The following is a 17,671-nucleotide window of genomic DNA, read 5'->3' as shown; positions in this document are numbered from 1 at the left end:
GTTAGCTCTTCTTTGACTTTGCTGCAGGACTCTTAGCTGCACGAGGACGAGGTGCCGTGCTCTTGAGGAGCTTACGGAAGAGTGGAGGAATGGGCTGACGGAAGTCAAGGAGCTTCTTCGTCACGGGGTGAACGAAGCTCAGACGTGTCCCCTCAAGTGCCACTCGACCGAGGTCCTTCTCGGGCGAACCATTACGCCAGTCCCCGACGATGGGGAGGCGCAGGGCTGAGAGCTGACGGCGCAGACGGTTGTTGCGCCCTGCGAGCAGGGATATTGAGAGCAGCGTGCGGCCATTGCCTTCGCTGATGACATGCCACTCAGCACGACCTGCAGCCTGATCCTCCTCTGAGCGAGGAGTAGAGCGGGGCGCGCGTGGCTTCTTCGCCCCTTGGTCCTTGCCTTTGCCCTTCTTCTCTTCGGGAGCGGGAGGCATCAGGATACCTTCAGAGTCCCGAGGTGCACCCTCGAGGACTGCGGCGAAGAGCTGATGACGGACGTAGTTCTGCCAGTGATCACTAAGCTCACGCTGGAGGTCAGCGCTCTTAGCGAAAACGACAAAGCCGGCACAATCCTTATCTAGTCGATTGATGTGGTAGACCTTCGCCAGCGGATTGAAGCTCTTGAGGTGCTCCGACAGCAGGCGCAGAGCGGTCTTATCCTTCTCCTCGCCACTTGCTACCGTCGGCAGACCCGCCTCCTTGTGAATGACCAGCAGGTACTCATCTTGGTAGAGGATATCGATCTGCTTATGCGTAAGTGTCTTCGGCAGAGGAGCAGGATGGATATTGACAGTATCACCAGGCTGGAGGGGCGCATCAAACTGCGTCGTCGGCTCCGTACCGATGGCGATGAAGCGGTCGTGCAGGAGCTGCTTGACCGTCGTGCGGCTCTTATCGGGCAGAGCCTCGATGAGGAATGCTAAGAGCGTCGTCGGATGGCCCGCATCGACATGAAGGCGCAGCAGGGGCTTTCGCCCACCTGGCACCACGATGCGCTCCGTACGGACGGGCTGCTTAGGGGTGGATATAGGGGTCATGTTTTTAGTTCTTTTTCTTTTCGTCCATATAGAGCAGGACGTTGCCATAGATCATATAGACCAAGCCCAAGGCAAGGAATACAAGCCAAGCACCTCGGCCGAAGGAGTCAAAGACCCCGAAGCGTGCTACCGCTGAGAGCAGGAAGAGCAGGCCCGAGAAGACGCCCATACGGGCTACACGTCTCAAGAGGCGCGAAGCGTCTCGCTCAGGAGCTAACACGTAGTACAGGCCATACCCTATAGCCCCAAGACCATAGAGGACATCGAAGAGGCGATGCTCCGTGAGAGCCAGTGCAGCGCCCGAGATGATGAGCAGGACACTGACGATATAGAGGTACTTATATTTTACTTGCATAGGGCCTTAGTGCTTATTGCTGAGCTGCGGTAGTCGTGTCGGGGGCGAGGACGAAGACCTCCTCACCAGGCAGATGCATATAGTACTGCTCACGGGCGATTCGCTCAATATGCTCGCGGTTGTCACGGATATCGCTGAGGCGAGCGCTGTCTGCTTCATACTGCGGGAGATAGCGATTGTACTCCTCTTGGATAAACGCTTTGCGGCGCTGATTCTTCACATAGTGGAATAGACTATTGTTCCCTAAGAGGAAGGTGAAGATGAAGACAGCCACCCCAGCCAGGATATATCGGAGGGCTGGGTAGCGCTTATTACATGTCGCTATCGAGGTGAGGAAGCGCTGCAGGCGCTCCATGAAAGTGGGCTTAAGCTCGGTCATTATCTGTTGGCAGAGGGTCGCAATACGACACAATAATATAGTGCTAAAATACACAAAAGCGCAGACTTGTTCCATTCGCCCCTAAGGCATGCCTCACATACCCGCCTCTAAGCAGAGGCTGTTGCCTTAGAGTCCTACCCTCTATTTAGAGTTTAGAGTGCTAAGGCATCGCACGCCCAGCTCCCCGATATACCTCTCCGAAGCGGTCAAGAAAGCCCTTCGCCTTATCGCGCTTATTCCTCTTATCCAGCGGAGGGAAAAGTGTCCTTCTCGTGAAGAAAAAAGTGCCTTCATGTAGTGGTTTTTCCGCATCTATGTACGTAGTCTTAAAGACCAGGCACGTAAACCCAAATATCCTCGTACGTAGATATTAAATCCACGTACGTAGTCAAAACTTATCTGCTACTCGTCCACAACTTTTATCCCTACGCGGAGCAACAACCTAATAGAGGTCACTTCACAAAGCTATACGGAATCAGTCCAAAGCTATATAGCTTTCTTCGCCATCCTATATAGCTCTACGCCACGAACGCATATACCTATCATGACAGCATTGCGCAAGACCACCTCTTCATTACTCGGACCTTCTTCCCTCGAGAAACGGAGGCTTTAGGTTGAGAAGTTCGAAGGAGGAAAAACGAAGCAGTAGAGGTCAGCGATCTGACCTGTACTGCTTCATCTCTCCCCCTCATTGGAGCGGGCTTATTCCCTATATCTGAGCGCTCTCGGAGTAGCCTCGCACTATGCTCTATCTACGGGAGGATGAAGACTTGGCAAAGCAGGCACTAATTCGTAACTTAGCAGGAGAATTATACACGACTTCGCAAGAAGGGGCTTCCTCTATGAGTCCAATGATCGTGCGGAGCCTGACCACAATGAAGCGACACTTAGCATGAGTTACCTCAAGTTCGACCGCCGACTCATGGCCAACCTCGATGAGTCCACCCAGCGGGAGTACATACGTACCAACCGCAAGGGCGCCTATTGCTGCTCCAGCATCGTAGGCTGTAACACACGCAAGTACCACGGCGTCCTCGTCATCCCCGTCCCCGAACTCAGTGAGAACAATCACGTACTGCTCTCCAGCCTCGATCTGACGATCGTGCAGCATGGCGTGCCGTTCAATGTCGGTATCCACGAGTACGAAGGGGATATCTTCAGCCCCAAGGGGCACAAGTACATCCGAGAGTACAATGTCGATATCGCCTCCTCGACGACCTATCGTGTCGGAGGCGTGGTACTGCAGAAGGAGTTCCTCTTCTGCCACTACACCAATAGGATGCTGCAGCGCTACACGCTCCTTGAGGCCCACAGCCGCACGACCTTAAGACTCTCTCCCTTCCTCGCTTTCCGTGACGTGAAGATGCTCACGCATCGCAATGATCAGTACCACGGAGACTATGGTCAGGCTAAGTCGGGGGTCACCTTCTGCCTCTATCCAGGCTATCCTACGCTCTACCTCCAGCTATCAAAGGCTCATAACTTCGTCTCTGACCCACACTGGAATGAGCGTATCGAATATATCAAGGAGCGTGAGCGTGGCTACGAATACACTGAGGACCTCTACGTCCCCGGCTACTTCGAGGTAGACATCGAGGTCGGCGAGTCGATCTACTTCTCAGCTGGCGTCGAGGAAGCCGATCCCGATACCTTAGCACAGCTCTTCGCTGAGGAACGAAAGATCCGCACCCCTCGCGAGGACTTCCGTAGCTGTCTGCTGAATGCCGCTCTGCAATTCTACTACCGCCCCGACGCTACGCACGGCTACCTGCTGGCAGGCTATCCATGGTTTGGGGTGCGAGCTCGCGACCTCTTCATCGCCCTCCCTGGCTGTACCATCTATGCCGATGCCCCTGAGCGATTCTACCGCATCATGGACACGGTGCTCCCAGATATGCGTGCCTTCATGCGACAGGAGGGCATCTCCAAGGAGATACGCAACATCAACGAGGGGGACATCGGACTCTGGGCCATCTGGACGCTACAAGAGTATGCCCGCTGGTCCAGCCTCCCCGACATGGTCAGCCGCTATGGAGACTTCCTCGATGAGCTGATACACTATTATCTACGCAACGTACACCCCAACCTCCGCATCGATGATAACGGGCTGTGCGTGATGACGGGAGATGGGCGTCCCCTCTCATGGATGGATGCTAAGGTCAATGGTCAGGCGGTCGTCCGCCGTGAGGGCTATCTCGTCGAGGTCAATGCCCTGTGGTATAATGCCCTGTGCTTCTACCGCGAAGCCCTCCCCCAGAAATGGTCTCCTGAGCTCGAGGAGCTGCTGGGGCGTGTACAGCAGAGCTTCTGCGACACCTTCATCAATCAGCACGACTACCTCTTCGACTACGTACCCCCACACACCTCTTGGCGTGACTGGAGCGTGCGTCCGAACATGGTCTTCGCCACCTCACTCCCCTACTCGCCCCTACCTAAGGCCACCCGTCGCTCCGTCCTCGAGATCATCACTCGTGAGCTCCGTACGCCGAAGGGCCTCCGCTCCCTGAGCCCGAAGAGTGACGGCTACCAGCCTCAGTGCCACGGCACACAATGGCAGCGGGAGCAGTCCTACTACAACGGCTCCGTATGGCCTTGGCTCCTCGGCCCCTACTTCGAGGCCTGCATCAAGCTCTACGGGCGCAGTGCTATCTCCTTCATCGAGAATACGCTCATCGGCATGGAGGAAGAGCTCCAGCAGCACGGCGTAGGCACCGTGAGCGAACTCTTCGACGGCAACCCGCCCTTCAAGGGACGTGGAGCGATCTCCTTCGCCATGAGCGTCGGAGAACTGCTTCGCTCACTTGCCCTACTCGAAGAGGCTAAGAGTAAGTACGACACACAGATCCTCCCCATAATTAGATACGAATGAAAGCGCTCATGTTCGGGTGGGAGTTCCCACCACACATCCTCGGTGGTCTCGGTACAGCCAGCTATGGCTTGACCCAGGGTATGGCAGCCCAGGGCGATATGGAGACGACCTTCGTCATCCCCCGCCCCTACGGCGATGAGGACAAGAGCTTCCTCAGGATCATCGGTGCGGGAGACACCCCCGTCGTCTACCGAGACGTCACCTATGACTACGTCCGTAATCGTCTCGAGGGGAAGATGGATCCCGAGCTCTACTACCGTCTACGGGATCATATCTATGCGGACTTCTCCTACCTGCCGACAAATGACTTGGGCTGCTTTGAGTTCTCGGGGAAGTACCAAGACAACCTCCTCGAGGAGATCAACAACTACTCCATCGTAGCAGGTGTCATCGCTCGCAGTGAGCCCTTCGATATCATCCACTCACACGACTGGCTGACTTATCCAGCGGGGATCCATGCGAAGCAAATCACCGGTAAGCCCCTCATCGTACACGTCCACGCCACGGACTTCGACCGCAGTCGTGGCAATGTGAACCCCACGGTCTTCGGTATCGAGATGGACGGGATGAACCACGCTGACCACATCATCACGGTCAGCGACCTCACCCGCCGTACCGTCATCGAGAAGTATCATCAGGATCCAGCCAAGGTCACGACCGTGCACAATGCGGTCACACCACTGGCACCCTCAATCCTCGCACTCCCCGACCGCCGAGGTGTCCGCGACAAGGTCGTCACCTTCCTTGGGCGTATCACGATGCAGAAGGGCTGTGAGTACTTCGTCGAAGCCGCAGCGAAGGTCCTGGAGCGCACACAAGACGTCCGCTTCATCATGGCTGGCAGTGGCGACATGATGGATGCGATGATCCGCCTCGCCGCAGAGCGTAATATCTCCGATCGCTTCCACTTCACGGGCTTTATGAAGGGCCAGCAGGTCTATGAGGTCTTCAAGGCCAGCGATGTCTACGTCATGCCCTCCGTCTCGGAGCCCTTCGGCATATCGCCCTTGGAGGCGATGCAGTGTGGCGTCCCCTCGATCATCTCCTACCAGTCGGGCTGCGCCGAGATCCTCAACTATGCCGTCAAGGTAGACTACTGGGATATCGACGCTATGGCCGATGCCATCTACGCACTTATCACCTATCCCGAGATGCACCGCTTCCTCAAGGAAGAGGGGCTTCGGGAAGTCAACAGCATTACTTGGGAGGCAGCTGGACGTAAGGTCCGCGCCATCTATGATCGCTACGTCCGCTAATCACTACACCGACATACCCGCTATCCGTTATGAAAAAGATATGCCTCTGCTTCCAGATACATCAGCCCTATAGACTGCGTCGCTATCGCTTCTTCGACATCGGCAACTCCCACTACTACACCGATGACTACCTCAACGAAGAGGTCTTCGAGCGCATAGCTGATGCGTGCTACATCCCTGCTAACCACATGCTCCTCGAGCTGCTGAAGGCCTACCCCGACTTCCGTGTAAGCTTCTCGATCTCGGGGCTGGCTCTTGAGCAGATGGAGTACTACAAGCCTGCACTGATCGATAGCTTCAAGGAGCTCGCCGCCACGGGACGTGTGGAGTTCGTTGCTGAGACTTACGCTCACTCCGTCGCCTCGCTCTATGATCCCGTAGAGTTCAGAAATCAGGTACGCATGCAGCAGACGAAGCTACGCGAGCTCTTCGGTATCGAGCGCTCTCGCGTCTTCTGCAATTCAGAGCTCATCTACTCCGATGAGATCGCCAGCGAGGTGGCAGCAATGGGCTACGAAGGGATTATCACCGAGGGTGCTAAGCACATCCTCGGCTGGAAGAGCCCGAACTATCTCTACGATGCTGTTGCAGAGCCTAGCACTAAGCTCCTGTTACGCAATGCTCCTCTTTCGGAGCTGGTGACGAACCACTTCACCAACTACGGCTCTCCCGAGTATCCCGTCACCGCCGACAAACTCCTTGGCCGAGTCAAGTGGCTTCCCGAAGGAGAAGACTTCACGCTCCTCTACATGAACTATGAGGTACTCGGAGCGATGCACCGCCGTGAGTCGGGGATCTTTGAGTTCTTCAAGGCGCTGCCTCTCTTGGCACCCGACTATGGCGTGGGCTTCGCCACCCCATCAGAGCTGCTTGACGAGCATAAGTCCATCGCACCGCTTACCGTAGCTTCGCCTATCAGCTGGGCAGGCGAAGAGAAGAGTACCAACGAGTGGAATGGCAACATCCTCCAGCAGGGCGCCCTCGAGAAGCTCCGCCAATGGGGCGAGCGTGTACACGCTCTCGAAGATCGCAGTCTCCTACAGGACTGGCTCTATCTACAGAGTGCCGACCACTTCTACTATATGAATACCATCAACTGGGGAGGTCATCCCTTCAGCCCTTATAACTCGCCTTACGATGCGTTCAACAACTATATGAACGTACTCAGCGACCTCCTTCTCCGCGTCGAGGAGCAGGCACCGAGCAGTATCGAGACCGAAGAGCTGAACTCCTACCAGCAGACGATCCACGCACAGGACGAGCGTATCGCCGCCCTCGAAGCTGAGATCCGTCAGCTCAAGAGTTCTAAGGGGAAGGCCTAAACTATCCAGTTATTCATCACAATTATGTCTAAGGACCTACACTTAGAGAATATCCGCCGCGAGTACACCTCGCTCAGCCTTAGCCGCAAGGACCTCCCAGCCGATCCCCTTGAGATCGTCAGCATATGGATCGACCAGGCGATAGAGGCTAAGGTCAACGAACCCACTGCCGTCATCGTAGGGACAGCGACTCCCGAAGGACGTCCCAGTATGCGCACCGTACTGCTGAAGGAGGTCCTCGAGGGACGCTTCGTCTTCTACTCGAACTACGACAGCCGCAAGGGCAAGCAGATCGCAGCTAATCCTCACGTCGCTCTCACGTTCCTCTGGCATGAATTCGAGCGACAGATCCACATTGAGGGGACTATTGAGCGCCTCTCAGCTGCTGAGAGTGATGCCTACTTCGCTATGCGCCCCTACAAGAGCCGTGTCGGAGCACGCATCTCCCCGCAGAGCCAGCCCATCCCCTCACGCGAGTACATCATGATGCGCTTTGCTGCGGAGAGTCTCCGCTTCGTCGGGCGCGAAGTACCCCGCCCCGAGAACTGGGGAGGCTTCGCCGTGACACCTTCGCGTATTGAGCTCTGGCAAGGGCGTGATAGCCGCCTGCATGACCGCTTCCTCTACGAGCTACAGGAGGATGGCACATGGAGCCTTAAGCGCTTAGCGCCTTAGTCCCCACGACGATGCCGCCTGCCACCGATTCGATCCGCGCCTTCCTCGACTACCTCAGCCACGAAGCGGCCGCCTCACCCCTGACTATCGAGACCTACCAGTCCGACCTCAGGAGCTTCACGGCCTATGCTGAGGAGCGTCTGGGCGAGCCGTTCGTGCCCTCCGAGGGCGACCTCGACTTGGTGCGTGGCTGGCTATCGGTCAAGCTTGACGAGGGGCTGAAGGCCTCGACGGTAGGTCGATGCCTCACCTCAGTCAGGAGCTTCTACCGCCACCTACTGAAGACGGGGCAGATCAAGCGCAACCCCATCCAAGCCCTCCGCCCGCCGAAGGCTGCACGTCCGCTCCCCGTCTATGTACCTACCGACAATATGGAGCAGATGCTCTCGGAGGAGGTCGACCCGACGGACTGGCGAGCGGTACGCGACCACCTCATCCTCACCATGCTCTACGAGTGTGGTCTACGTCGCTCAGAGATAGCTGGTCTACGTGACCAAGCTGTCGACACCACCGAGTGCCAGCTCAAAGTCTTAGGTAAGGGGCGCAAAGAGCGTATCGTCCCCTTCGGTAAAGGTCTTGCCGAAGAGATCGAAGCATGGCGTCACCTGCGCACCTCTATCTTCGGCACGACGGAGTCCTTCTTCGTCAGCAGCAAGGGTACGCCGATGGCTCCCCGTGCTGTCTATCAGGTAGCCCACGCAGCACTCGCTACCGTCCCCAATCTCTCCCGCCGAGGTGCGCACGTCCTGCGCCACACCTTCGCTACCGATATGCTTAACTCTGGAGCAGACCTTATGCTCCTACGCGAGCTTATGGGTCATAGCTCCGTCTCCACTACCGTACGATACACACACACCTCCTTCGAGCAACTAAAGAAACTCTATGCGGCACATCCGCGGGCAGCACGTACGCCCCGTGATGACCGTCCCGACAGCGATTGACCACCATCGCCCTGCTTGCTCGGAGCCAACACAGCTGCCGATGTATAGCTACCGTTACCCTTTTCTCTGCCTCCTTCTCCTCATCGTCCTCCCCTTCTGCGCCTCTGCTCAAGTATGGCAAGCAGACTTCTCCACCGAGGGTATGCCCGCCGAGAAGCACTGGCGCTATGACCGAGAGCTCTACCATATCGCTGGGGGAGCCCTGCATCTTTCCGTACCCAAGGAGCCTGCACGAGGGAGTGCTACACTCGCTACGGATATCCTGCTTCCCGAGCGTCCCATCTGGTGCGGACAGGTGAAGACTGATCTCATCCCCACAGCCTACAACCATGCGACGATCCTCCTCTGTGCTATCAAGCCATTGGAGGGGAAGAGCTACGAATATGTGGCATTAGACTTCGGGCAAGGAGGTCAGCAGCGTATCAATCTAAGGCGGGTGAAGGTCGGGCGAAGCGATAGCCATCCCACAGAATTCACACTCAGTCCTCTTGGACGCCCACTTATCAGCAGTCCTGTCCTACTGAATGCCTCGGGCAGCTGGGACTATGATGTCCGCTACAGTGCCGAAGCTGGCTGGCAACTCTACCTGCGAGAAGCGGGCAGTGAGAAGGAATGGGAGCTCATCGGCGAGGAGGAGGACTTCCGCCCCACCCTCCCAGAGAAGAACACCTTTGGCATCAGCTGTACCTTCACCAGCACGCACCATACGGGCTGGCACTTCCGACAGCTCCGCATCTATCCTGCGAGCGAGACTGATCCCATAGGTGACGAGGGCACTACACCTCGACCAGAGCCCGGCCCAACACCCACACCTACTCCCCAGCGCGGTCTACTTCTCTCCGAAGTCATGCCACACCCCAAGGCAGGCTGTCCCGAATACATCGAGCTATACAATGCCAGCGACTCCCCTTGTGAGCTGGGTGACTATGCGCTGGCGGCAGGACGTGACGGCTCGTCTTACAAGATCACCCCCCTCCCACCACGCACGATCCCCGCAGGTAGCTACATCGTCGTGACGAAAGATCCCGATGCCTTAGCAGCGGCTTACCCTGATGCGCCTCGGGAGACCTTCGTGAAGGCCAGCCTTCCTCGCCTACTCAATCAGAGCGGACTCATAGGGCTTCTCCTCGGTGATGACGGGCTGGTAGTCGACCTCCTGCACTACGATAGCAATCTCCTCCCCAAGGGGATGAAGAGCAAGGCGGGCATCGCCCTGGAGCGAAAGGACTATCAAGTCATCGAAGAGGCAGGCAACTGGCACGCAGCTTCGCGCTCGGCAGGCTTTGCGACTCCAGGGAGAAAGAACTCCGCTCCCGAGGATGGCAGTAGCGATAAGGGCAATAATCCCAAGGAGCGCATCTCGGCAGAAGAGCTCTTCGCCCTACTTGATAGTGCCCCCGACAGCGAATGTCACTTCACTCTCTACCGCCTGACGGGCGAGCTTCTCGCACGAGGCACCTCTCTCGCACGTGACTCTTGGATCCAAAACCTCCGCACCATGCCCGCCGAAGCCCTGCGTCTCATTGGGGTTTCAGCCGACGGGCCACTTCTCCTGCACATCCGACTTACCCGCCCCGACGGCACTCGAGAAGAGCGCTCACTCCTCTTCCGTCTTGCGAGTCTCTAAGGGAGCAGTAACTAGTCCCGACAGGGGTAATGTAACCCTATACTGATCCTCATCCGCAAGAGGGGAAGTAGAAACCTATATTGGTCGCGACGTGGATCTATATGAGACTGTTGCCGAGAGTCCTGTCCTCTATTTAGAGAGCTAAGATATCGCACACCCAGCTCCCCGATATACCTCTCCGAAAAAATACACAAGCCCTTCGCCTTATTGTGCGTATTCCTCTTATCCAGCGAAGGGAAAAGCATCGTTCTCGTGAAGGAAAAGCGCCTTCATGTAGTGGTATTCTTCTATCTATGTACGTAGTCTTAAAGACCTGGTACGTAAATCCTAATCTCCACGTACGTGGATATTAGAGCCACGTACGTAGCTCAAACTTATCTGCCACTCGTCCACAACTTTTATCCCTACGCAGAGCAACAACCTAATAGAGGTCAGCGTGATGACCTATTTAGGTTCACCCAGCGAGCAATACAGGTTCATCGTCCCCCATCACGAAGACACCTGGGCAAGCACTTAGCTTGCTCTTCTTACGCTCTCACTTCTGAGAGCTTTCGGAGGGAGGGAAGATGATGGTTCGAAGTGAGAGGGCGACTTCCTCAGCTTCAAGGGAGTACTCTGACTTTTACTCTCGGAGGCCCACCTTTCAGCCACGGCAAGGAAAACATATCGGTGAGAAGTAGTAATTTTGTGGGCTAAATAGGTAAGTCTGCCCTCATCCCAAGTAAAGGGTCTTGAGAGGCCGATGATACCGACAGCATACATTATATATAGAGACATAGAGCATCATGGGCAAAGTCATCGCATTAGCCAATCAGAAGGGCGGAGTGGGTAAGACCACGACCGCTATCAATCTGGCAGCTTCCTTAGCCTCCCTTGAGAAGCGCGTCCTCCTGGTCGACACGGACCCGCAGGCCAACGCCACTTCGGGGATCGGCATCGATGCCTCTCAGATAGGCAAGACGATCTACGAATGCCTCTGCTCTGGCCTGCCTGCTACGGAGGCCATCACGAAGACGGTCGTCGACGGCCTTGACCTCTTGCCTTCGCACATTGATCTGGCTGGGGCAGATCTCGAGCTACTGGAGCGCTCGGAGCGTGAGTATATCCTCCGCTCTGTCCTCGCACCCATCCTCGACCGCTACGACTATATCCTCATTGACTGCTCCCCCTCGCTCGGCTTGATCACTGTCAATGCTCTCGTAGCAGCAGACTCTGTGCTCATCCCAGTGCAGTGCGAGTACTTCGCACTCGAAGGGATCTCTAAGCTCCTCAACACCATCCGTATTGTACGCCAGCGCCTCAATGCACAGCTCGATATCGAGGGCTTCCTCATGACGATGTACGACAGCCGTACACGCCTAAACAACCAGATCTATGAGGAGGTCAAGTTCCACTTCAAGGGCCTCGTCTTCGAGACCGTCATCCAGCGCAATGTGAAGCTCGGCGAAGCTCCGAGCCACGGCCTCCCCGCCCTACTCTACGATGCCGATAGCCGTGGAGCCATCAACCACCTACAGCTGGCAGCCGAGCTGATCAATAAGAATAAGTAGATGTCCGCAGCAAAGAATAAGAATGTCCTGGGCCGTGGCCTGGGGAACCTCCTCGGAGGAGAGACTGCATCAGCAGCCCTCCAAGGCCCCGTCTCAATCCAAGAGCTTCCGCTGGAGAAGATCGCTCCCAACCCCGATCAGCCCCGTAAGCACTTCGAGCAAGAAGGCCTCGAGGAGCTCGCAGCCTCCCTGCGTGCTCTCGGTCTTGTACAGCCCATCACCGTACAAGCCCTCCCCTCTGGCTCTTACCAGATCATCTCGGGTGAGCGTCGCTGGCGCGCTGCTCAGCTGGCTGGCCTGAAGACACTCCCCGCATACATCCGCTCGACGCAGGAAGGCGAACTGCTGGAGCTTGCTCTCATCGAGAACATCCAGCGCGAAGACCTCAACGCCATCGAAATAGCCTTGGCCTACCAGCAGCTCATCGAGCAGCATGGTCTGACGCAGGCGAAGCTCGCTGAGCGTGTCGGGAAGAAGCGCGTCACCATCAGCAACTACATCCGCCTGCTCCAGCTCCCCGCTGAGATCCAGCTTGGGCTGACGCAGCGCCTCATCGATATGGGCCATGCCCGAGCCCTCCTGCAGGTAGAGGATACGGAGCGCCAGATCGAGCTCTACAACCTCATCGTCACCGAGCATCTCAGCGTCCGTGCTGTAGAAGAGCTTGCCCGTGCTATCGCTGAGGAGCCAGAGGCTACGCCCCTCCCCACACCACAGTCACAGCAGCCTGCGAAGGCTGAGCGCAGGGACTTCAAGCTCCTTGAGCGCCACTTGGCTCAGGTCTTCTCATCGAAGGTCACCCTTCGCTGCTCCGCTTCGGGCAAGGGTAAGCTCACGATCCCCTTCTCTGGTGACGAAGACCTCGAGCGCATCATGCAGCTCCTCGAGCGTATCCAGCAGTAGCTCTACAGCAAGCCCCATCGCCCTATGCGCATCCGACTCATGATCGCCCTCCTCTCCCTACTGATCCTGCCCCATGCCACGGCGTGGAGCCAGAAGTCCCTCGTGCCAGCTATCCAAGATATGCCTTCGCTCCTCTCTGCGAGCGACAGCGTCGCCCCCAGCACGCAGGAGCCACTTCCCAGCTTCGAGAAGCAGGCGCTGAAGATCCAGCAGCAAGCGCTTTGGCAGCCCAACTCCACCAAAGCCATCCTCTGGGCCTTCCTCCCTGGTGGCGGGCAGATCTACAACCGCAAGTACTGGAAGCTCCCCATCGTCTGGGGTGCCTTCATGGCCTGCTACTACTCCATCACGTGGAATAACCGCCAGTATCAGGAGTACCACGCAGCCTACCGCGACCTCTCGGGGCCCGATCCCGAGCACAACACCTCTTGGCTTGTCTTCGCCCCGACGGGTGCGCAGGCATCCGACTACCAGCAGTACCAGTCTTCACTGCGCTCCACGCTCAAGCGAGGCAATGACTTCTACCGCCGCTATCGAGACCTCAGCATCGTCGCTACGGTCCTCGTCTACGGCCTCTCCATCCTCGATGCTTATGTCGATGCCGAACTCTATACCTTCGACATAAGCCCCGACCTCTCTCTACGGGTCGTCCCCGAAGTGGGACTCCCTAAGCTCGGTCTTCCCTCCTATCAGATGGGAGTGAACTGTAGCCTCACCTTCTAAATCCCTCCCCGATGAAGCTTCACTTCAAGCTCCTCTCGGCAGCCTTCCTCCTCTTCCTCTCGGCATCCAGCCTCTCCGCACAGGTGGATAGCACGCGACGCGCTGAACGCATCGCTTCGCCCTTCACTCTGGCCTCTGCCCTTCTTGATCCCATCACCCTCCCCACCTCGCTTGATAAGGACGTGGAGAAGATGCTGGAGCAGTGGTACACCGGCTATGGCAATGCTACAGGTAAGAGCACAGGCTCCCGCTACGGCTCCGTGTCCGTCCCCTACACGCCTGACAGCGTCTATGTACGCATGCTCAACAAGATGCCCTCCGCGATGCGATTCAGCTACAATCCCCTCGTGCGTGAGGCGATCGAGCTCTATCTCTTCAAGCGCCGTGGCCTCCTAAGCTCCATGCTCTCCCTCGGAGATCTCTACTTCCCCGAGATCGAGATGGCTCTCGACAAGAATGGCCTCCCTATGGAGCTCCGCTACCTCGTCATCGTCGAGTCGGCACTCAATCCTAAAGCCATCTCACCTGCTGGTGCCGCTGGCCTCTGGCAGCTCATGCTCCCGACGGGTAAGATCTACGGCCTCACGGTCAATAGCCTCGTCGACGAGCGCATGGACCCCGTCAAGAGCACCGAGGCGGCCTGCCGCTTCCTCAAGGATCTCTACCGCATCTACGGCGACTGGTGGCTCGTCCTCGCTGCATACAACTGTGGCCCGGGCAATGTGAACCGTGCCCTTCGTCGTGTGAACACTGATCGCCCGAACTTCTGGGACATCTACCGCTACCTGCCGAACGAGACGCGCCGCTATATCCCCCTCTTCATCGGAGCTTACTTCGCGATGCACTACCACCGCGAGTACGGCATCTACCCTCGTCAGCTGGGTCGCCCGCTGGCTACGGACTATTACACGGCGAATCATCGCGTTACCTTCGATCGCATCTCCGAGATTACGGGGGTATCGACGGACTTGATCTCGACGTTCAACCCACAGTTCCGCCGTGGCATCATCCCAGGGAACAATATGCCCTATCCCGTACGTCTCCCCCTCTCCGCCATCCTCAAGCTTGACAGCGCTGGGAGCGAAGTGAATTCGCCCGAGCTGCGTGTGAACCTCGAAGGGCCCAGCAACACCGCATCGACTCGCTCTGCGACAAGAAACCAGTCCTCCAGCGAAGAGGAAGAATCTACCACCGAGGAAGAGCAGCCCACTCGCCGCACCCGTGGGCAGAAGGCAGAAGCCAAGCAGCAGACGACGACCACAGCTCACGTCGTCACCACAGGCGAGACGCTCTACTCCATCGCCCAGAAGAATGGCATCAGTGTAGAGGAGCTCAAGAAGAGCAATAACATTACCTCCGACAAGCTCCGCCCTGGGCAGACGCTCCACATCACCAAGGTCTCCAAGACTTCATCCACGGCAAAGGCCTCCAAGCACTCGAAGGGTCATAAAAGTCATAAGGCCCATAGCTCGAAGAAGAGCCGCCGTGGCAGACGCTAACAAGAGATACAATACAACAAGCAATAGCTTCATAACAATCAAAGCAATGAAACAGCCAACATTAGTCGTCCTCGCTGCAGGTATGGGTAGCCGCTACGGTGGCCTCAAGCAGCTCGACGGAGTCGGTCCCTCAGGGGAGACCATCATGGACTACTCGATCTTCGATGCCATCCGTGCAGGCTTCGGCAAGGTCGTCTTCGTCATCCGCCGCACCTTCGAGCAGGAGTTCCGTGAGAAGATCATCTCGAAGTACGAGCACAAGATCCCTGTTGAGGTTGTCTTCCAGGATCTGGACAAGCTCCCCGAAGGCTTCACTGTACCCGAGGGTCGCGAGAAGCCTTGGGGTACGAACCACGCCGTCATGATGGCAGCAGAGGTGATCAACGAGCCCTTCGCCGTGATCAACGCCGACGACTTCTATGGCCGCCACGGCTTCGCAGCTCTGGCTGAAAAGCTTCGTAGCTTCTCCGACAGCCACGACAAGTACTGTATGGTCGGCTACCGCGTAGGCAATACGCTCAGCGAAAGCGGTACGGTAGCACGCGGTGTCTGCGAGGTAGATGACAAGGGCTTCCTCACGGGTGTCGTCGAGCGTACCTCTATCGCTCGTCGCCCTGATGGTAAGATCGCCTTCACGGACGAGAACGGTCAGGAGCAGCTCCTCGAAGAGAATACTCCTGTATCGATGAACATGTGGGGCTTCACGCCTGACTACTTCCAGCACTCAGAGAAGCTTTTCTGCCACTTCCTCAACGAGCAGAAGGCTAATCCTAAGTTCGAGTACTATATCCCTCTCGTAGTCAACCACCTCGTCGCAGAAGGCACCTCTACGGTAGAAGTCCTTGACACGCCAGACTCTTGGTTCGGTGTCACCTACGCCGAAGACCGCCCCGACGTCGTCGCAAAGCTCGCTGCTCTGGCCTCTACGGGTGCCTATCCCGAGAAGCTCTTCTAAGGCAACACTCCTACTATAATTAGATACCGATAGCTCTCCCCATCGCTCCCATACGCTCTTTCGACAGCGCGTGGGAGCGATGGGGAGGCTACGGCTACCCCCTACGATAGGCATGGACTTTGTGCGCCTCGAGCCCCTGGCGAACGTCAGCTATATCACCGAGCTCGTCATCTGGCTACTCACCCTTCTCGTCTGGGTCTATACCCCAGGCCTCATCGGTGTGGCACTGGAGGCAGGTCGGCAAGCCAACCCCGACTCGGGGGCGGTATATATCTCGCGCTTCGTCTCCTACGGACTCTTCCGCTTCCTCGTCTATGTCTTAGGCAGCCTCTCGACGGGGCTGACGGTCCTGAGGCTTCTGAGCCGCGAAGGGCTGATACCACAGGGGGACTATATAGGTATCCTCACCACGCTGGCAGCGCTCTTTGTGGGGATGTACCTCTTCCTCTATATCCGGTCGCTCTCCTTCAAGCTCTGGCGCTATATCCTGCTTGACAATCTCTCTGGAGGCCTCTTGGCACAAGACTATTTCTTCCAAGATTGGCTGCGAGCTCTACTGATGGCACTGGTCTCACTCTTGACCTTTGCGCCCCTCTCCACGATCACTCTTTGGGCCATTGCGGCAGGGGTCTTACTCCTGGTTCAGCTACTCGGCATAGTACAAGTCATACGCCGTCTGACACAGGGTTCTACAGGCTTCCTCTTCCTTTTTTTGTACCTTTGCGCCCACGAAATTGCTCCCTTCCTTTACGTTATAGGGCTGAGCATCTCCTTTTCGAGGGGTGATCTCCTCCTTCCCACTACGTTTCAATGAGTATTAAGACGATCCTAATCTCTCAGCCTCGACCCGAGTCGGGGAAGTCCCCTTACTATGATATCGCTGCGCGCTACGGAGCCGAAGCTACGTTCCGTGCATTCATCGAAGTCGAGTCGGTGACTCCACGTGAGTTCCGCAATCAGAAGGTGAGCATCCTTGATCATACGGCGATAGTCTTCACCTCGCGCAAGGCTATGGAGCACTTCTTCCAGCTCAGCGAAGAGCTCCGTGTCACCATCCCCGAGGATATGAAGTACTTCTGCATCAACGAGCAGGTAGCCAACTATCTCCAGAAGTTCATCGTCTACCGCAAGCGCAAGGTCTTCTATCCCGAAGCTGGGGGGCAGACTGAGCTGGTAGCGATCATGCAGAAGCACAGCAAGGAGCTCTACTTCCTCCCCATGGCTGAGGATCACAAGAACGATCTCATCGACCTCTTGACGTCCAAGAAGCTCCAGTTCGCTAAGGCGATCATGTACCGCACCGTCAGCAAGAAGTTCACCGCTGCCGAGAAGAAAGAGAAGTATGACATGATCATCTTCTTCAGCCCCGCAGGTGTGGCATCACTGCTTGCTAACCACAGCGACTACAAGCAAGGCAAGGTCCTCATCGGGGGCTTTGGTCCCGCCACGTGCCAGGCTATTGAGCAGGCTGGTCTGCGCCTGGATCTCTCCGCTCCTACCGATGGTGCCCCCTCGATGGCTATGGCCCTCGAGCAGTACCTCAAGGAGAAGAACAAGTAGGTCGCTCTCCAGAGAGCGAAG

Annotated in this window: 16 protein-coding genes; 13 read left to right on the top strand and 3 right to left on the bottom strand. The window is 56.9% G+C overall.

Translation table 11 applies throughout. From position 1 onward, the window contains the following. Position 1: 1 nt before the first annotated feature. From HMPREF1121_RS00420 to HMPREF1121_RS00410, 3 genes are read right to left on the bottom strand one after another with little or no spacing between them, the layout of a single operon-like run. The gene (locus tag HMPREF1121_RS00420; RefSeq protein WP_052353522.1) at positions 2-1,036 is read right to left on the bottom strand and encodes a pseudouridine synthase; all 1,035 of its coding nucleotides are present in this window, start codon (positions 1,034-1,036) and stop codon (positions 2-4) included. Positions 1,037-1,040: 4 nt separating this feature from the next. Continuing rightward, complete coding sequence (locus HMPREF1121_RS00415; RefSeq protein ID WP_044114193.1) at positions 1,041-1,391, bottom strand: hypothetical protein; 351 nt, start codon at positions 1,389-1,391, stop codon at positions 1,041-1,043. Between the two features lie 13 nt (positions 1,392-1,404). Then, a complete protein-coding gene (locus HMPREF1121_RS00410) occupies positions 1,405-1,770 on the bottom strand; it encodes an FtsB family cell division protein (protein WP_232203973.1) in 366 nt (121 codons plus the stop codon). An 892-nt stretch (positions 1,771-2,662) separates the two neighbouring features. Between HMPREF1121_RS00410 and HMPREF1121_RS00405 the strand changes: the two genes are divergently transcribed. From HMPREF1121_RS00405 to HMPREF1121_RS00345, 13 genes are all read left to right on the top strand, one after another. Continuing rightward, complete coding sequence (locus tag HMPREF1121_RS00405; RefSeq protein WP_044114192.1) at positions 2,663-4,639, top strand: glycogen debranching enzyme N-terminal domain-containing protein; 1,977 nt, start codon at positions 2,663-2,665, stop codon at positions 4,637-4,639. Next, a complete protein-coding gene (locus HMPREF1121_RS00400) occupies positions 4,636-5,895 on the top strand; it encodes a glycosyltransferase family 4 protein (RefSeq protein ID WP_044114191.1) in 1,260 nt (419 codons plus the stop codon). Before HMPREF1121_RS00405 ends, HMPREF1121_RS00400 begins: the two co-directional genes overlap by 4 nt. A gap of 29 nt (positions 5,896-5,924) precedes the next feature. Continuing rightward, positions 5,925-7,217: a glycoside hydrolase family 57 protein gene (locus tag HMPREF1121_RS00395; RefSeq protein WP_044114190.1), complete on the top strand. Its 1,293-nt coding sequence runs from the start codon at positions 5,925-5,927 to the stop codon at positions 7,215-7,217. A gap of 24 nt (positions 7,218-7,241) precedes the next feature. Next, complete coding sequence (gene pdxH / locus HMPREF1121_RS00390) at positions 7,242-7,892, top strand: pyridoxamine 5'-phosphate oxidase (protein WP_044114189.1); 651 nt, start codon at positions 7,242-7,244, stop codon at positions 7,890-7,892. An 11-nt stretch (positions 7,893-7,903) separates the two neighbouring features. Further along, positions 7,904-8,833, top strand: coding sequence for a tyrosine-type recombinase/integrase (locus HMPREF1121_RS00385; RefSeq protein WP_044114188.1), 930 nt, complete (start codon positions 7,904-7,906; stop codon positions 8,831-8,833). Further along, entirely contained in the window at positions 8,775-10,460 is a 1,686-nt protein-coding gene (locus tag HMPREF1121_RS00380) for a lamin tail domain-containing protein (protein ID WP_084151865.1), read from the top strand. The genes HMPREF1121_RS00385 and HMPREF1121_RS00380 overlap by 59 nt, the downstream gene beginning before the upstream one ends. A 785-nt stretch (positions 10,461-11,245) precedes the next feature. Then, positions 11,246-12,010: a ParA family protein gene (locus HMPREF1121_RS00375; RefSeq protein WP_044114186.1), complete on the top strand. Its 765-nt coding sequence runs from the start codon at positions 11,246-11,248 to the stop codon at positions 12,008-12,010. Continuing rightward, positions 12,011-12,913, top strand: a complete 903-nt coding sequence (locus tag HMPREF1121_RS00370) for a ParB/RepB/Spo0J family partition protein (protein ID WP_044114185.1) — start codon at positions 12,011-12,013, stop codon at positions 12,911-12,913. It begins immediately after the preceding gene. 24 nt (positions 12,914-12,937) lie between these two features. Next, entirely contained in the window at positions 12,938-13,636 is a 699-nt protein-coding gene (locus HMPREF1121_RS00365; protein WP_044114184.1) for a DUF5683 domain-containing protein, read from the top strand. A gap of 11 nt (positions 13,637-13,647) precedes the next feature. After that, complete coding sequence (locus tag HMPREF1121_RS00360) at positions 13,648-15,135, top strand: lytic transglycosylase domain-containing protein (protein ID WP_044114183.1); 1,488 nt, start codon at positions 13,648-13,650, stop codon at positions 15,133-15,135. Between the two features lie 46 nt (positions 15,136-15,181). After that, entirely contained in the window at positions 15,182-16,090 is a 909-nt protein-coding gene (locus tag HMPREF1121_RS00355; RefSeq protein WP_044114182.1) for a sugar phosphate nucleotidyltransferase, read from the top strand. Positions 16,091-16,202: 112 nt separating this feature from the next. After that, positions 16,203-16,904 (top strand): DUF4271 domain-containing protein, encoded by a 702-nt coding sequence (locus tag HMPREF1121_RS00350; protein WP_044114181.1) that lies wholly within the window; start codon positions 16,203-16,205, stop codon positions 16,902-16,904. After that, positions 16,901-17,650, top strand: coding sequence for a uroporphyrinogen-III synthase (locus HMPREF1121_RS00345; protein WP_044114180.1), 750 nt, complete (start codon positions 16,901-16,903; stop codon positions 17,648-17,650). Before HMPREF1121_RS00350 ends, HMPREF1121_RS00345 begins: the two co-directional genes overlap by 4 nt. The last annotated feature ends 21 nt before the right edge of the window (positions 17,651-17,671 follow it).

Origin of the sequence: Porphyromonas sp. KLE 1280 (assembly GCF_000700805.1) — a bacterium.
In the GTDB taxonomy this organism is placed as follows: domain Bacteria; phylum Bacteroidota; class Bacteroidia; order Bacteroidales; family Porphyromonadaceae; genus Porphyromonas; species Porphyromonas pasteri.
Note: the sequence above shows the minus strand (reverse complement) of the source record. Positions and strands in the feature narration are given on the sequence as shown.

Excerpts from the sequence above, each read along its gene's own strand:
- HMPREF1121_RS00420 (WP_052353522.1), bottom strand. The coding sequence starts at position 1,036 with ATGACCCCTATATCCACCCCTAAGCAGCCCGTCCGTACGGAGCGCATC.
- HMPREF1121_RS00415 (WP_044114193.1), bottom strand. The coding sequence starts at position 1,391 with ATGCAAGTAAAATATAAGTACCTCTATATCGTCAGTGTCCTGCTCATC.
- HMPREF1121_RS00410 (WP_232203973.1), bottom strand. The coding sequence starts at position 1,770 with ATGACCGAGCTTAAGCCCACTTTCATGGAGCGCCTGCAGCGCTTCCTC.
- HMPREF1121_RS00405 (WP_044114192.1), top strand. The coding sequence starts at position 2,663 with ATGAGTTACCTCAAGTTCGACCGCCGACTCATGGCCAACCTCGATGAG.
- HMPREF1121_RS00400 (WP_044114191.1), top strand. The coding sequence starts at position 4,636 with ATGAAAGCGCTCATGTTCGGGTGGGAGTTCCCACCACACATCCTCGGT.
- HMPREF1121_RS00395 (WP_044114190.1), top strand. The coding sequence starts at position 5,925 with ATGAAAAAGATATGCCTCTGCTTCCAGATACATCAGCCCTATAGACTG.
- pdxH (WP_044114189.1), top strand. The coding sequence starts at position 7,242 with ATGTCTAAGGACCTACACTTAGAGAATATCCGCCGCGAGTACACCTCG.
- HMPREF1121_RS00385 (WP_044114188.1), top strand. The coding sequence starts at position 7,904 with ATGCCGCCTGCCACCGATTCGATCCGCGCCTTCCTCGACTACCTCAGC.
- HMPREF1121_RS00380 (WP_084151865.1), top strand. The coding sequence starts at position 8,775 with ATGCGGCACATCCGCGGGCAGCACGTACGCCCCGTGATGACCGTCCCG.
- HMPREF1121_RS00375 (WP_044114186.1), top strand. The coding sequence starts at position 11,246 with ATGGGCAAAGTCATCGCATTAGCCAATCAGAAGGGCGGAGTGGGTAAG.
- HMPREF1121_RS00370 (WP_044114185.1), top strand. The coding sequence starts at position 12,011 with ATGTCCGCAGCAAAGAATAAGAATGTCCTGGGCCGTGGCCTGGGGAAC.
- HMPREF1121_RS00365 (WP_044114184.1), top strand. The coding sequence starts at position 12,938 with ATGCGCATCCGACTCATGATCGCCCTCCTCTCCCTACTGATCCTGCCC.
- HMPREF1121_RS00360 (WP_044114183.1), top strand. The coding sequence starts at position 13,648 with ATGAAGCTTCACTTCAAGCTCCTCTCGGCAGCCTTCCTCCTCTTCCTC.
- HMPREF1121_RS00355 (WP_044114182.1), top strand. The coding sequence starts at position 15,182 with ATGAAACAGCCAACATTAGTCGTCCTCGCTGCAGGTATGGGTAGCCGC.
- HMPREF1121_RS00350 (WP_044114181.1), top strand. The coding sequence starts at position 16,203 with ATGGACTTTGTGCGCCTCGAGCCCCTGGCGAACGTCAGCTATATCACC.
- HMPREF1121_RS00345 (WP_044114180.1), top strand. The coding sequence starts at position 16,901 with ATGAGTATTAAGACGATCCTAATCTCTCAGCCTCGACCCGAGTCGGGG.